This is a genomic window from Shigella dysenteriae (assembly GCF_022354085.1).
In the GTDB taxonomy this organism is placed as follows: domain Bacteria; phylum Pseudomonadota; class Gammaproteobacteria; order Enterobacterales; family Enterobacteriaceae; genus Escherichia; species Escherichia coli.
This window is the reverse complement of record NZ_CP055055.1, coordinates 1,851,506-1,864,331: the sequence shown is the minus strand read 5'-3', so window position 1 is coordinate 1,864,331 and position 12,826 is coordinate 1,851,506. Positions and strand designations below refer to the sequence as shown.

The 12,826-nt window shown below is 54.1% G+C and carries 11 protein-coding genes; 8 read left to right on the top strand and 3 right to left on the bottom strand.

The window, feature by feature from the left end; all coding sequences use genetic code 11:
- Window positions 1–82 precede the first annotated feature (82 nt).
- On the bottom strand, window positions 83–1,591 hold the full coding sequence (gene putP, locus HUZ68_RS08855) for a sodium/proline symporter PutP (protein ID WP_033815733.1): 1,509 nt from the start codon (window positions 1,589–1,591) through the stop codon (window positions 83–85).
- A 421-nt stretch (window positions 1,592–2,012) separates the two neighbouring features.
- Here putP and putA point away from each other — a divergent pair, with 421 nt between their 5' ends.
- Window positions 2,013–5,975 carry a trifunctional transcriptional regulator/proline dehydrogenase/L-glutamate gamma-semialdehyde dehydrogenase gene (putA, locus tag HUZ68_RS08850; protein ID WP_033815731.1) on the top strand — a complete coding sequence of 1,321 codons (3,963 nt, stop codon included), beginning with the start codon at window positions 2,013–2,015 and terminating at the stop codon, window positions 5,973–5,975.
- Window positions 5,976–6,014: 39 nt separating this feature from the next.
- Here putA and rutR read toward each other — a convergent pair whose 3' ends face one another.
- Window positions 6,015–6,653, bottom strand: coding sequence for an HTH-type transcriptional regulator RutR (gene rutR, locus HUZ68_RS08845; protein WP_000191701.1), 639 nt, complete (start codon window positions 6,651–6,653; stop codon window positions 6,015–6,017).
- A gap of 287 nt (window positions 6,654–6,940) precedes the next feature.
- Here rutR and rutA point away from each other — a divergent pair, with 287 nt between their 5' ends.
- From rutA to rutG, 7 genes are read left to right on the top strand one after another with little or no spacing between them, the layout of a single operon-like run.
- Entirely contained in the window at window positions 6,941–8,032 is a 1,092-nt protein-coding gene (gene rutA / locus HUZ68_RS08840) for a pyrimidine utilization protein A (protein WP_033815798.1), read from the top strand.
- Window positions 8,032–8,724: a peroxyureidoacrylate/ureidoacrylate amidohydrolase RutB gene (rutB, locus tag HUZ68_RS08835; RefSeq protein WP_032280704.1), complete on the top strand. Its 693-nt coding sequence runs from the start codon at window positions 8,032–8,034 to the stop codon at window positions 8,722–8,724. The genes rutA and rutB overlap by 1 nt, the downstream gene beginning before the upstream one ends.
- An 11-nt stretch (window positions 8,725–8,735) precedes the next feature.
- The gene (rutC, locus tag HUZ68_RS08830) at window positions 8,736–9,122 is read left to right on the top strand and encodes a 3-aminoacrylate deaminase (RefSeq protein ID WP_001126780.1); all 387 of its coding nucleotides are present in this window, start codon (window positions 8,736–8,738) and stop codon (window positions 9,120–9,122) included.
- A gap of 7 nt (window positions 9,123–9,129) precedes the next feature.
- Window positions 9,130–9,930 (top strand): pyrimidine utilization protein D, encoded by an 801-nt coding sequence (gene rutD, locus HUZ68_RS08825; protein WP_033815730.1) that lies wholly within the window; start codon window positions 9,130–9,132, stop codon window positions 9,928–9,930.
- Window positions 9,931–9,939: 9 nt separating this feature from the next.
- Entirely contained in the window at window positions 9,940–10,530 is a 591-nt protein-coding gene (locus HUZ68_RS08820; protein WP_001001189.1) for a malonic semialdehyde reductase, read from the top strand.
- Window positions 10,531–10,540: 10 nt separating this feature from the next.
- Window positions 10,541–11,035 (top strand): NADH-dependent FMN reductase RutF, encoded by a 495-nt coding sequence (gene rutF, locus HUZ68_RS08815; protein WP_001028095.1) that lies wholly within the window; start codon window positions 10,541–10,543, stop codon window positions 11,033–11,035.
- A 20-nt stretch (window positions 11,036–11,055) separates the two neighbouring features.
- Window positions 11,056–12,384 (top strand): pyrimidine utilization transport protein G, encoded by a 1,329-nt coding sequence (rutG, locus tag HUZ68_RS08810; RefSeq protein WP_001325510.1) that lies wholly within the window; start codon window positions 11,056–11,058, stop codon window positions 12,382–12,384.
- Between the two features lie 82 nt (window positions 12,385–12,466).
- Here rutG and HUZ68_RS08805 read toward each other — a convergent pair whose 3' ends face one another.
- Window positions 12,467–12,640: a con-10 family general stress protein gene (locus tag HUZ68_RS08805; RefSeq protein WP_001273658.1), complete on the bottom strand. Its 174-nt coding sequence runs from the start codon at window positions 12,638–12,640 to the stop codon at window positions 12,467–12,469.
- Between the last annotated feature and the right edge of the window lie 186 nt (window positions 12,641–12,826).

The window sequence follows — 12,826 nt, the reverse complement described above, 5'->3', positions numbered from 1 at the left end:
AACACTCCCTGCCAGGCAACTTATACCGCATGGCAGGGAACATTCGGGTTAAAAAGCAAAAGATAAATAATTACTCTTCAGCTTAGCCTTCCTGCAACCGTGACGGCGGAGCCGAATGATAGTGCGCATCGGCCTCGGCAAAGCGTTTTTGCATCGCCGCTGACGGCGCTTTACCCAGCAAACTAAACACTACAATCCCAATACTGCCGAAGATAAAGCCCGGAATAATTTCGTACAGTCCCAGCCAGCCGAACTGTTTCCAGACGATAACCGTCAGCGCCCCGATGATCATCCCCGCCAGCGCACCGTTGCGCGTCATGCGTGACCACATCACCGAGAACAGCACCACCGGACCAAACGCCGCGCCAAAGCCTGCCCACGCGTAGCTCACTAAGCCCAGCACGCGGTTTTCCGGGTTTGCCGCCAGCGCAATGGCCACCAGCGCCACCACCAGCACCATCACACGCCCTACCCACACCAGCTCTTTCTGGCTGGCATGTTTACGCAGAAACGCTTTATATAGATCTTCGGTAATCGCACTGGAACATACCAGCAGCTGGCAACTTAAGGTTGACATTACCGCCGCCAGAATTGCCGACAGCAGAATCCCGGCAATCCACGGGTTAAACAGAGTTTGCGCCAGTTCGATAAACACGCGTTCAGCGTTCTGGTTTACCGCACCTGCTACCGCCGGGTGCTCGTTAAAGTAAGCGATACCAAAGAAGCCGACAGCCACCGCCCCTGCCAGGCAGAGGATCATCCAGGTCATACTGATACGACGCGCATGGACGATGCTGTGGTGAGAATCCGCCGCCATAAAACGCGCCAGGATGTGAGGCTGCCCGAAGTAACCCAGCCCCCAGCCCATCAGTGAGATAATGGCGATAAAATTCAGCCCTTTGAGCATATCCACGTTTTCAATGCTCTTTTGTTTGATCACTTCCAGCGAATCACCAAACCCGCCGACACTGATAATGACGATAACCGGCGTCAGGATCAGGGCAAAAATCATCAGGCTGGCCTGTACAGTGTCAGTCCAGCTAACCGCCAGGAAACCGCCAATAAAGGTGTAAAGGATCGTCGCCGCAGCTCCCGCCCACAGAGCCGTTTCGTAGCTCATGCCAAAGGTACTTTCAAACAGACGCGCGCCTGCCACAATGCCCGAAGCGCAATAAATGGTGAAGAACAGCAAAATAACCAGCGCGGAGATAATGCGCAAAATGCGGCTTTTATCTTCAAAGCGCCCGGTGAAATAATCCGGCAGAGTCAAGGCGTTATTGTTGTATTCGGTATGAACACGCAACCGTCCGGCCACCAGCTTCCAGTTAATCCACGCGCCTAATGTCAGGCCAATGGCGATCCAGCTTTCGGAAATCCCGGAAAGAAAAACCGCGCCCGGCAACCCCATTAATAACCAACCGCTCATGTCCGACGCGCCTGCCGATAATGCAGTCACGAATGGCCCAAGGCTGCGGCCGCCCAGAATATAGTCGTCAAAGTTTTTGGTTGATCGCCAGGCGATAAACCCAATCAATATCATGCCAAAGATATAGACACAAAATGTCACCAACATCGGTGTGCTAATAGCCATCTAAAGTCTCCAAAAATTATTATCGGCAATGTCGAAACTTGCCGTTATATCTGCCACCGGAACGGGGTAACAGAGTTTATGTATTACCAGGGCGACCGTATCCTGCCGGAAGTGCTGGTTATTCACAATCGATTTAACACATCATTTACATCAAATTTTGTTGCCCAGCGATACTATTTTTCATCAGGTTGCACTTCCTCACATTTTTCGCGGTTGCACCTTTCAAAAATGTTAACTGCCGCAGAGAAAAAGTCTGCATTACTTTTTTAATCCCCGTCATATCGAATTCTTTTATTAACATTTCATTCATTTTTAAGCTTGCTACGTAAGTCACATTTAACGTAGTTGCACAAAGTTGCAACATAATAGATATTTCACGATAACGTTAAGTTGCACTTTTCAGAACAACAGGAGTAATGGCATGGGAACCACCACCATGGGGGTTAAGCTGGACGACGCGACGCGTGAGCGTATTAAGTCTGCCGCGACACGTATCGATCGCACACCGCACTGGTTAATTAAGCAGGCGATTTTTTCTTATCTTGAACAACTGGAAAACAGCGATACCTTGCCGGAGCTGCCTGCGCTGCTTTCTGGCGCGGCCAATGAGAGTGATGAATCGCCGACTCCGGCAGAGGAACCACATCAGCCTTTCCTCGACTTTGCCGAGCAAATTTTGCCCCAGTCGGTTTCCCGTGCCGCCATCACCGCCGCCTATCGCCGCCCGGAAACCGAAGCGGTTTCTATGCTGCTGGAACAAGCCCGCCTGCCGCAGCCAGTTGCTGAACAGGCACACAAACTGGCGTATCAACTGGCCGATAAACTGCGTAATCAAAAAAATGCCAGTGGCCGCGCAGGTATGGTCCAGGGGTTATTGCAGGAGTTTTCGCTGTCATCGCAGGAAGGCGTGGCGCTGATGTGTCTGGCAGAAGCGTTGTTGCGTATTCCCGACAAAGCCACCCGTGATGCGTTAATTCGCGACAAAATCAGCAACGGTAACTGGCAGTCACACATTGGTCGTAGCCCGTCCCTGTTTGTTAATGCCGCTACCTGGGGGCTGTTGTTTACTGGCAAACTGGTTTCCACCCATAACGAAGCCAGCCTCTCCCGCTCGCTGAACCGCATTATCGGTAAGAGCGGTGAACCGTTGATCCGCAAAGGTGTGGATATGGCGATGCGCCTGATGGGAGAGCAGTTCGTCACGGGCGAAACCATTGCAGAAGCGTTAGCCAATGCCCGCAAGCTGGAAGAGAAAGGTTTCCGTTATTCTTACGATATGCTTGGCGAAGCTGCACTAACTGCCGCAGATGCACAAGCGTATATGGTTTCCTATCAGCAGGCGATTCACGCCATTGGTAAAGCGTCTAACGGTCGTGGCATCTATGAAGGTCCGGGCATTTCAATCAAGCTGTCGGCGCTGCATCCGCGTTACAGCCGCGCCCAGTATGACCGGGTAATGGAAGAGCTTTACCCACGTCTGAAATCACTCACCCTGCTGGCGCGTCAGTACGATATTGGTATCAACATTGACGCCGAAGAGGCCGATCGTCTGGAGATCTCCCTCGATCTGCTGGAAAAACTCTGTTTCGAGCCTGAGCTGGCAGGCTGGAACGGCATCGGCTTTGTTATTCAGGCTTATCAAAAACGCTGTCCGTTGGTGATTGATTACCTGATTGATCTCGCCACCCGCAGCCGTCGCCGTCTGATGATTCGCCTGGTGAAAGGCGCGTACTGGGATAGTGAAATCAAGCGTGCACAGATGGACGGCCTTGAAGGTTATCCGGTTTATACCCGTAAGGTGTATACCGACGTTTCTTATCTCGCCTGTGCGAAAAAGCTGCTGGCGGTGCCGAATCTAATCTACCCGCAGTTCGCGACGCACAACGCCCATACGCTGGCAGCGATTTATCAACTGGCAGGTCAAAACTACTATCCGGGTCAGTACGAGTTCCAGTGCCTGCATGGTATGGGCGAGCCACTGTATGAGCAGGTCACCGGAAAAGTTGCCGACGGCAAACTTAACCGTCCGTGTCGTATTTATGCCCCGGTTGGCACACATGAAACGCTGCTGGCGTATCTGGTGCGTCGCCTGCTGGAAAACGGTGCTAACACCTCGTTTGTTAACCGTATTGCCGACACCTCTTTGCCACTGGATGAACTGGTCGCCGATCCGGTCACTGCTGTAGAAAAACTGGCGCAACAGGAAGGGCAAACTGGATTACCGCATCCGAAAATTCCCCTGCCGCGCGATCTTTACGGTCACGGGCGCGACAACTCGGCAGGGCTGGATCTCGCTAACGAACACCGTCTGGCCTCGCTCTCCTCTGCCCTGCTCAATAGTGCACTGCAAAAATGGCAGGCCTTGCCAATGCTGGAACAACCGGTAGCGGCTGGTGAAATGTCACCCGTTATTAACCCGGCAGAGCCGAAAGATATTGTGGGCTATGTGCGTGAAGCCACGCCGTGTGAAGTAGAACAGGCGCTGGAAAGTGCGGTTAATAATGCGCCAATCTGGTTTGCCACGCCTCCGGCTGAACGCGCGGCGATTTTGCATCGCGCTGCCGTGCTGATGGAAAGCCAGATGCAGCAACTGATTGGTATTCTGGTGCGTGAAGCCGGAAAAACCTTCAGTAACGCCATTGCCGAAGTGCGCGAAGCGGTCGATTTTCTCCACTACTACGCCGGACAGGTGCGGGATGATTTCGCTAACGAAACCCATCGTCCATTAGGGCCTGTGGTATGTATCAGCCCGTGGAACTTCCCGCTGGCGATTTTCACCGGGCAGATCGCTGCCGCACTGGCGGCAGGTAACAGCGTACTGGCAAAACCGGCAGAACAAACGCCACTGATTGCCGCGCAAGGGATCGCCATTTTGCTGGAAGCGGGCGTACCGTCAGGCGTGGTGCAATTGCTGCCAGGTCAGGGGGAAACCGTGGGCGCGCAACTGACGGGTGATGATCGCGTGCGCGGGGTTATGTTTACCGGTTCAACCGAAGTCGCTACGTTGCTGCAACGCAATATCGCCAGCCGCCTGGACGCTCAGGGTCGCCCTATTCCGCTCATCGCTGAAACTGGCGGTATGAACGCGATGATTGTCGATTCCTCCGCCCTGACCGAACAAGTCGTAATAGATGTGCTGGCCTCGGCGTTCGACAGTGCGGGTCAGCGTTGTTCGGCGCTGCGCGTGCTGTGCCTGCAAGATGAGATTGCCGACCACACGTTGAAAATGCTGCGCGGCGCAATGGCCGAATGCCGGATGGGTAATCCGGGTCGCCTGACCACCGATATCGGTCCGGTGATTGATAGCGAAGCGAAAGCCAATATCGAGCGTCATATTCAGATCATGCGTAGTAAAGGCCGTCCAGTGTTCCAGGCGGTGCGGGAAAACAGCGAAGATGCCCGTGAATGGCAAAGCGGCACCTTTGTCGCCCCGACGCTGATCGAACTGGATGACTTTGCCGAATTGCAAAAAGAGGTCTTTGGTCCGGTGCTGCATGTGGTGCGTTACAACCGTAACCAGCTGCCGGAGCTGATCGAACAGATTAACGCTTCCGGCTATGGTCTGACGCTTGGTGTTCATACACGTATTGATGAAACCATCGCCCAGGTCACTGGCTCAGCCCATGTTGGTAACCTGTATGTTAACCGTAATATGGTGGGCGCAGTGGTGGGTGTGCAGCCATTCGGCGGCGAAGGATTGTCCGGCACCGGGCCAAAAGCAGGCGGTCCGCTCTATCTCTACCGTCTACTGGCGAATCGCCCGGAAAGTGCGCTGGCAGTGACGCTCGCGCGTCAGGATGCAGAGTATCCGGTCGATGCGCAGTTGAAAGCCGCATTGACTCAGCCGCTAAATGCACTGCGGGAATGGGCAGCAAATCGTCCAGAATTGCAGGCGTTATGTACGCAATATGGCGAGCTGGCGCAGGCAGGAACACAACGATTGCTGCCAGGGCCGACGGGTGAACGCAACACCTGGACGCTGCTGCCGCGTGAGCGCGTATTGTGTATCGCGGATGATGAGCAGGATGCGCTGACTCAGCTCGCCGCCGTGCTGGCGGTGGGCAGCCTGGTGCTGTGGTCGGATGACGCGCTGCATCGTCAGTTAGTGAAGGCATTGCCATCGGCAGTCAGCGAACGTATTCAACTGGCGAAAGCGGAAAATATAACCGCTCAACCGTTTGATGCGGTGATCTTCCACGGTGATTCGGATCAGCTTCGCGCATTGTGTGAAGCCGTTGCCGCGCGGGATGGCGCAATTGTTTCGGTGCAGGGTTTTGCCCGTGGCGAAAGCAATATCCTTCTGGAACGGCTGTATATCGAGCGTTCGCTGAGTGTGAATACCGCTGCCGCTGGCGGTAACGCCAGTTTAATGACGATCGGTTAAACAGGTAGCCGGAGGATGTTACACCTTCCTCCGGCATCATTAGCGTGGTCGAATCCCCTCAATAATAATCCGCTGCACGTTTTCAACCGTTTGATTGAAAAATACCTCATCGCGCAACGTTGCGCCTGTCACTGCCTCCACCTGAGGGGCGAAATCGGCGTAATGTTGAGTGGAAGCCCAAATCATAAAAATCAAATGCTGCGGATCAATTGGCGCGAGTTTGCCGCTTTTGACCCAACCGGCAATCAGCGCCGATTTCTCATCAATTAATGCTTTCAAATCGCCCGTCAGTTCATCCATTAACAACGGCGCACCTGCCAGCATCTCCATACAGAACAGGCGCGAAGCCTGCGGATAATCGCGGGAGACTTCCAGCTTCAGACGGATGTATTCTTTGATCGCCGCCAGCGGGGCGAAATCTTCACGAAACGCTTTTAACGGTGCCAGCCAGATATCGAGAATCTGCCGCAGCACGGCAATATACAGCGCCTCTTTTGACGGAAAGTAATACAGCAGATTGGTTTTTGAAACACCCGCCAACTCTGCGATCTGCTCCAGCCTAGTGCCGTGAAAACCGAATTGTGAAAAAGTGTCCAGTGCTGCGCTAAGAATCGCTTTTTTCTTCGCGCTTACTGCACGCGAACGTTTACCCGTTGTTTTGACTGCGCCTTGCGTCATGCGCTCTCCCCTCTTGTAGATTGGCAACAGGATAGCAAAACCCCCACCCGGCCTCGACCTTCTGCACTCTCATCGCGCACGAATGCATGTTTTATGTGCAACTGTTTTGACCGTTTAGTCCACTTTTTTCCAGATATTTTAGATAACTTAACATTAACACATTAATAACATTCACTTTTAAAAAACTGGCATCCACTTTGCAAACAAGCCATTACGCGGCTGAAAAGGATATGCAGGATGCAGTGCCCCGTCTGACTTTCACTTTACGAGACGAAGAGAGGTTGATGATGAAAATTGGCGTATTCGTACCTATTGGCAACAACGGCTGGCTCATTTCGACCCACGCGCCGCAGTACATGCCGACCTTTGAACTGAATAAATCCATTGTGCAAAAAGCGGAGCACTACCATTTCGATTTCGCCCTGTCGATGATCAAACTGCGTGGCTTTGGCGGCAAAACTGAGTTCTGGGATCACAACCTTGAGTCGTTCACCTTGATGGCGGGGCTGGCAGCCGTGACCTCGCGCATTCAGATTTACGCCACTGCCGCCACCTTAACGTTACCTCCGGCAATCGTCGCCCGTATGGCGGCAACCATCGACTCCATCTCTGGCGGGCGTTTTGGCGTCAACCTCGTGACTGGCTGGCAAAAGCCCGAGTATGAGCAGATGGGTATCTGGCCTGGCGATGACTATTTCTCCCGTCGTTACGACTATCTCACCGAATATGTTCAAGTGCTGCGCGACCTGTGGGGCTCGGGGAAAAGCGATTTTAAAGGCGATTTTTTCACCATGAATGATTGTCGCGTCAGTCCGCAACCGAGAGTACCCATGAAAGTGATCTGCGCCGGGCAAAGCGACGCTGGCATGGCGTTCTCCGCCCAGTATGCCGATTTCAACTTCTGTTTCGGCAAAGGCGTAAATACCCCCACGGCTTTCGCCCCGACCGCTGCGCGGATGAAACAGGCCGCAGAGCAAACCGGGCGCGACGTTGGCTCTTATGTATTGTTTATGGTGATTGCCGATGAAACCGACGATGCCGCTCGCGCCAAATGGGAACACTACAAAGCGGGCGCGGATGAAGAGGCGTTAAGCTGGCTAACCGAACAAAGTCAGAAAGATACCCGCTCCGGTACTGACACCAACGTCCGTCAGATGGCCGATCCCACTTCGGCGGTAAACATCAATATGGGGACGTTAGTCGGTTCTTACGCCAGTGTCGCGCGCATGTTAGATGAAGTCGCAAGCGTGCCTGGTGCCGAAGGCGTGCTGTTAACCTTCGACGATTTTCTGTCGGGAATCGAAACCTTCGGCGAGCGCATTCAACCACTGATGCAGTGCCGCGCCCATCTCCCTGTGCTGACTCAGGAGGTGGCATGATGACGACATTAACCGCTCGACCGGAAGCCATTACCTTCGATCCGCAGCAAAGTGCGCTGATCGTGGTGGATATGCAAAACGCCTATGCCACGCCAGGCGGCTACTTAGATCTCGCCGGGTTTGATGTCTCAACCACTCGCCCGGTCATTGCCAACATTCAAACCGCCGTGACCGCAGCGCGAGCGGCAGGGATGTTGATCATCTGGTTTCAAAATGGCTGGGATGAACAGTATGTCGAGGCTGGCGGCCCTGGCTCACCGAATTATCATAAATCGAACGCCCTGAAAACCATGCGTAAGCAGCCGCAGCTGCAGGGGAAATTGCTGGCGAAAGGCTCCTGGGATTATCAACTGGTGGATGAACTGGTGCCGCAGCCTGGCGATATTGTGCTGCCGAAGCCGCGCTACAGCGGTTTCTTCAATACGCCGCTGGACAGCATTTTGCGCAGCCGCGGAATACGCCATCTGGTTTTCACCGGCATCGCTACCAACGTCTGCGTCGAATCGACGCTACGCGATGGCTTTTTTCTGGAGTATTTCGGCGTGGTGCTGGAAGACGCAACACACCAGGCGGGGCCGGAATTTGCACAGAAAGCCGCGTTGTTCAATATCGAAACCTTTTTTGGCTGGGTCAGCGACGTCGAAACGTTCTGCGACGCGCTTTCTCCCACGTCCTTTGCTCGTATCGCTTAAGGAGTTTAACGATGCCAAAATCCGTAATTATTCCCGCTGGCAGCAGCGCACCGCTGGCCCCCTTCGTTCCCGGCACGCTGGCTGATGGCGTGGTGTATGTCTCCGGTACGCTGGCTTTTGATCAACACAATAACGTGCTGTTTGCCGATGACCCAAAGGCGCAAACCCGCCACGTTCTGGAAACTATCCGCAAGGTGATCGAGACAGCGGGTGGCACGATGGCGGATGTGACCTTCAACAGCATCTTTATTACCGACTGGAAAAATTACGCCGCGATTAACGAAATCTACGCCGAGTTTTTTCCAGGAGATAAACCGGCGCGATTCTGCATTCAGTGCGGACTGGTAAAACCTGACGCGCTGGTGGAAATCGCCACAATTGCGCATATCGCCAAGTGAGGCCGCGATGAAACTTTCACTCTCACCTCCCCCTTATGCTGATGCGCCCGTAGTGGTGTTGATTTCGGGTCTTGGCGGCAGCGGCAGTTACTGGTTACCGCAACTGGCGGTGCTGGAGCAGGAGTATCAGGTAGTCTGTTACGACCAGCGCGGCACCGGCAATAATCCCGACACGCTGGCAGAAGATTACAGTATCACCCAGATGGCAGCGGAACTGCATCAGGCGCTGGTAGCCGCAGGGATTGAGCATTACGTAGTGGTCGGCCATGCGCTCGGTGCGCTGGTGGGAATGCAGCTGGCGCTGGATTATCCCGCGTCGGTAACTGTGCTGGTCTGCGTTAACGGCTGGCTACGAATAAACGCCCATACGCGCCGCTGTTTTCAGGTTCGCGAACGATTACTGTATAGCGGTGGCGCGCAGGCATGGGTGGAAGCGCAGCCGTTGTTCCTCTATCCCGCCGACTGGATGGCGGCCCGCGCACCTCGCCTTGAGGCGGAAGACGCACTGGCACTGGCGCATTTTCAGGGCAAAAATAATTTACTGCGTCGACTTAACGCCCTCAAACGCGCTGACTTTAGTCATCATGCGGTTCGCATCCGCTGCCCGGTGCAAATCATCTGCGCCAGTGATGATCTGCTGGTGCCATCAGCATGTTCCAGTGAACTTCATGCCGCCCTGCCCGATAGCCAGAAAATGGTGATGCGCTATGGCGGACACGCCTGCAACGTGACCGATCCCGAAACGTTTAATGCTCTGTTACTCAACGGGCTTACCAGCCTGTTACATCACCGTGAAGCCGCCCTGTAAGGAATTGCTATGAACGAAGCCGTTAGCCCAGGTGCGCTTAGCACCCTGTTCACCGATGCCCGCACTCACAACGGCTGGCGGGAGACCCCCGTCAGCGATGAGACGTTACGGGAGCTTTATGCCCTGATGAAATGGGGGCCGACATCAGCTAACTGTTCTCCGGCACGTATCGTGTTTATCCGCACTGCAGAAGGAAAAGAACGTCTGCGCCCGGCGCTTTCCAGCGGCAATCTGCAAAAAACCCTGACCGCGCCCGTCACCGCTATCGTCGCATGGGACAGTGAATTTTATGAACGGTTACCGCAACTGTTTCCTCACGGCGATGCCCGCAGTTGGTTTACCTCCAGCCCACAACTTGCCGAAGAAACAGCGTTTCGCAACAGTTCCATGCAGGCGGCTTATCTTATCATCGCCTGCCGTGCGCTGGGGCTGGATACCGGCCCGATGTCGGGTTTTGATCGTCAACACGTAGACGACGCTTTTTTTGCAGGCAGCACGCTGAAGAGCAATCTGCTGATTAATATCGGCTATGGCGATAGCAGCAAACTTTTTGCGCGCCTGCCACGTCTGTCCTTTGAAGAAGCCTGCGGGCTGTTATAAGGAGCAAACTATGAACATTGTCGATCAACAAACTTTTCGCGATGCGATGTCCTGCATGGGCGCGGCGGTCAATATCATCACCACGGACGGTCCAGCCGGGCGAGCCGGGTTCACCGCCAGCGCCGTCTGCAGCGTGACCGACACGCCTCCCACATTACTGGTGTGCCTGAATCGTGGGGCGTCCGTCTGGCCGGTATTCAATGAAAATCGAACGCTGTGTGTAAATACACTTAGCGCCGGGCAGGAGCCGCTTTCAAACCTTTTTGGCGGCAAAACGCCCATGGAACACCGCTTTGCCGCCGCCCGCTGGCAGACTGGTGTGACCGGATGCCCGCAACTGGAAGAGGCGCTGGTTTCGTTTGACTGCCGTATCAGCCAGGTGGTGAGCGTCGGCACCCACGACATTTTGTTTTGCGCCATCGAAGCGATTCATCGTCACGCCACACCCTACGGGCTGGTGTGGTTCGATCGCAGTTATCACGCGCTGATGCGCCCTGCTTGTTAACCTCCTTAAGGAGACAGCTGATGGCAATGTTCGGTCTTCCTCACTGGCAGTTAAAATCGACCTCTACAGAGAGCGGCGTGGTCGCGCCGGATGAACGATTGCCGTTTGCTCAGACGGCAATAATGGGCGTTCAACACGCGGTGGCGATGTTTGGCGCGACGGTGTTAATGCCGATTCTGATGGGGCTGGATCCCAATCTTTCCATTTTAATGTCAGGGATCGGCACGTTACTGTTTTTCTTTATTACCGGCGGGCGCGTGCCCAGTTATCTCGGCTCCAGCGCGGCTTTTGTCGGCGTGGTGATCGCGGCAACGGGCTTTAACGGTCAGGGCATTAACCCGAATATCAGCATTGCGCTGGGCGGGATTATCGCCTGTGGGCTGGTTTATACCGTCATTGGCCTGGTGGTGATGAAAATCGGTACGCGCTGGATTGAACGGCTAATGCCGCCGGTGGTGACGGGTGCGGTGGTGATGGCGATTGGCCTGAACTTAGCGCCTATCGCGGTAAAAAGTGTATCGGCTTCAGGCTTTGATAGCTGGATGGCGGTAATGACGGTGCTGTGTATTGGGCTGGTGGCGGTGTTTACCCGTGGCATGATCCAGCGGTTATTGATTCTTGTAGGATTAATTGTCGCCTGTCTGCTGTATGGCGTGATGACCAACGTTTTAGGGCTGGGAAAAGCCGTCGATTTTACTCTCGTCAGCCATGCTGCCTGGTTCGGTCTGCCGCATTTTTCCACTCCTGCTTTTAATGGTCAGGCAATGATGCTGATTGCACCCGTGGCGGTGATTCTGGTGGCGGAAAACTTAGGCCATCTCAAGGCGGTCGCCGGGATGACCGGACGCAATATGGATCCGTATATGGGACGGGCATTCGTCGGTGATGGGCTGGCGACGATGCTTTCTGGTTCTGTCGGTGGCAGCGGCGTAACCACCTACGCCGAGAATATCGGTGTAATGGCCGTGACAAAAGTCTACTCGACGCTGGTGTTTGTCGCTGCTGCCGTCATCGCCATGCTATTGGGCTTTTCACCGAAATTTGGCGCGCTGATTCATACCATTCCGGCCGCGGTGATTGGTGGTGCATCAATTGTTGTGTTCGGGCTGATTGCCGTCGCAGGCGCAAGGATATGGGTACAAAACCGTGTCGATTTAAGCCAGAACGGTAATTTGATTATGGTCGCAGTAACCTTAGTGCTGGGCGCGGGTGATTTTGCTCTCACGCTGGGCGGTTTTACGTTGGGAGGGATCGGTACAGCAACCTTTGGCGCGATTTTACTCAATGCGTTATTAAGCAGAAGGTTGGTTGACGTTCCACCGCCAGAAGTTGTTCATCAGGAGCCATAAGCAGAAAACCGCCGGGATTACCGGCGGTGATGACTTTTTGACGAGCTTAAGAAAAAAATGCATTCGTCATTGATTAGCCCGGCTAGTTGTCGCTTTTGCCGTGACTGCTCTTGCCACCTTTTTTACCTGCTTCAGATGCGCGCTGCGGATCATTCTTGAAATTACCCCCGCTGTGCTGTCCACCTTTTTTACCTGCTTCTGATGCTCTTTCGCGGTCTTCTGCAAAATTGCCGGAACCGCCTCGATGGTTTGCCATTACTGACCTCCGTCTGGGTATAGACATCATATTGCATAGAATTAACGCGGCGTATGGCGGCTGCCATATTTTCGCTACGTGGGACTAAGCTTAGTGAACTGACGTGTTTCTACCCGCGTTTGGTAATATCCTGCAACAGCTTCTTAGCGAGAATAGATATCATCTCCAATAATTATCCATAAGCCG

Bases quoted from the DNA above. Each gene is read 5' to 3' on its own strand.
- rutA (WP_033815798.1), top strand. From the start codon at position 6,941: ATGAAAATTGGCGTATTCGTACCTATTGGCAACAACGGCTGGCTCATT.
- HUZ68_RS08805 (WP_001273658.1), bottom strand. From the start codon at position 12,640: ATGGCAAACCATCGAGGCGGTTCCGGCAATTTTGCAGAAGACCGCGAA.
- rutC (WP_001126780.1), top strand. From the start codon at position 8,736: ATGCCAAAATCCGTAATTATTCCCGCTGGCAGCAGCGCACCGCTGGCC.
- rutB (WP_032280704.1), top strand. From the start codon at position 8,032: ATGACGACATTAACCGCTCGACCGGAAGCCATTACCTTCGATCCGCAG.
- putA (WP_033815731.1), top strand. From the start codon at position 2,013: ATGGGAACCACCACCATGGGGGTTAAGCTGGACGACGCGACGCGTGAG.
- rutD (WP_033815730.1), top strand. From the start codon at position 9,130: ATGAAACTTTCACTCTCACCTCCCCCTTATGCTGATGCGCCCGTAGTG.
- rutG (WP_001325510.1), top strand. From the start codon at position 11,056: ATGGCAATGTTCGGTCTTCCTCACTGGCAGTTAAAATCGACCTCTACA.
- rutR (WP_000191701.1), bottom strand. From the start codon at position 6,653: ATGACGCAAGGCGCAGTCAAAACAACGGGTAAACGTTCGCGTGCAGTA.
- rutF (WP_001028095.1), top strand. From the start codon at position 10,541: ATGAACATTGTCGATCAACAAACTTTTCGCGATGCGATGTCCTGCATG.
- HUZ68_RS08820 (WP_001001189.1), top strand. From the start codon at position 9,940: ATGAACGAAGCCGTTAGCCCAGGTGCGCTTAGCACCCTGTTCACCGAT.
- putP (WP_033815733.1), bottom strand. From the start codon at position 1,591: ATGGCTATTAGCACACCGATGTTGGTGACATTTTGTGTCTATATCTTT.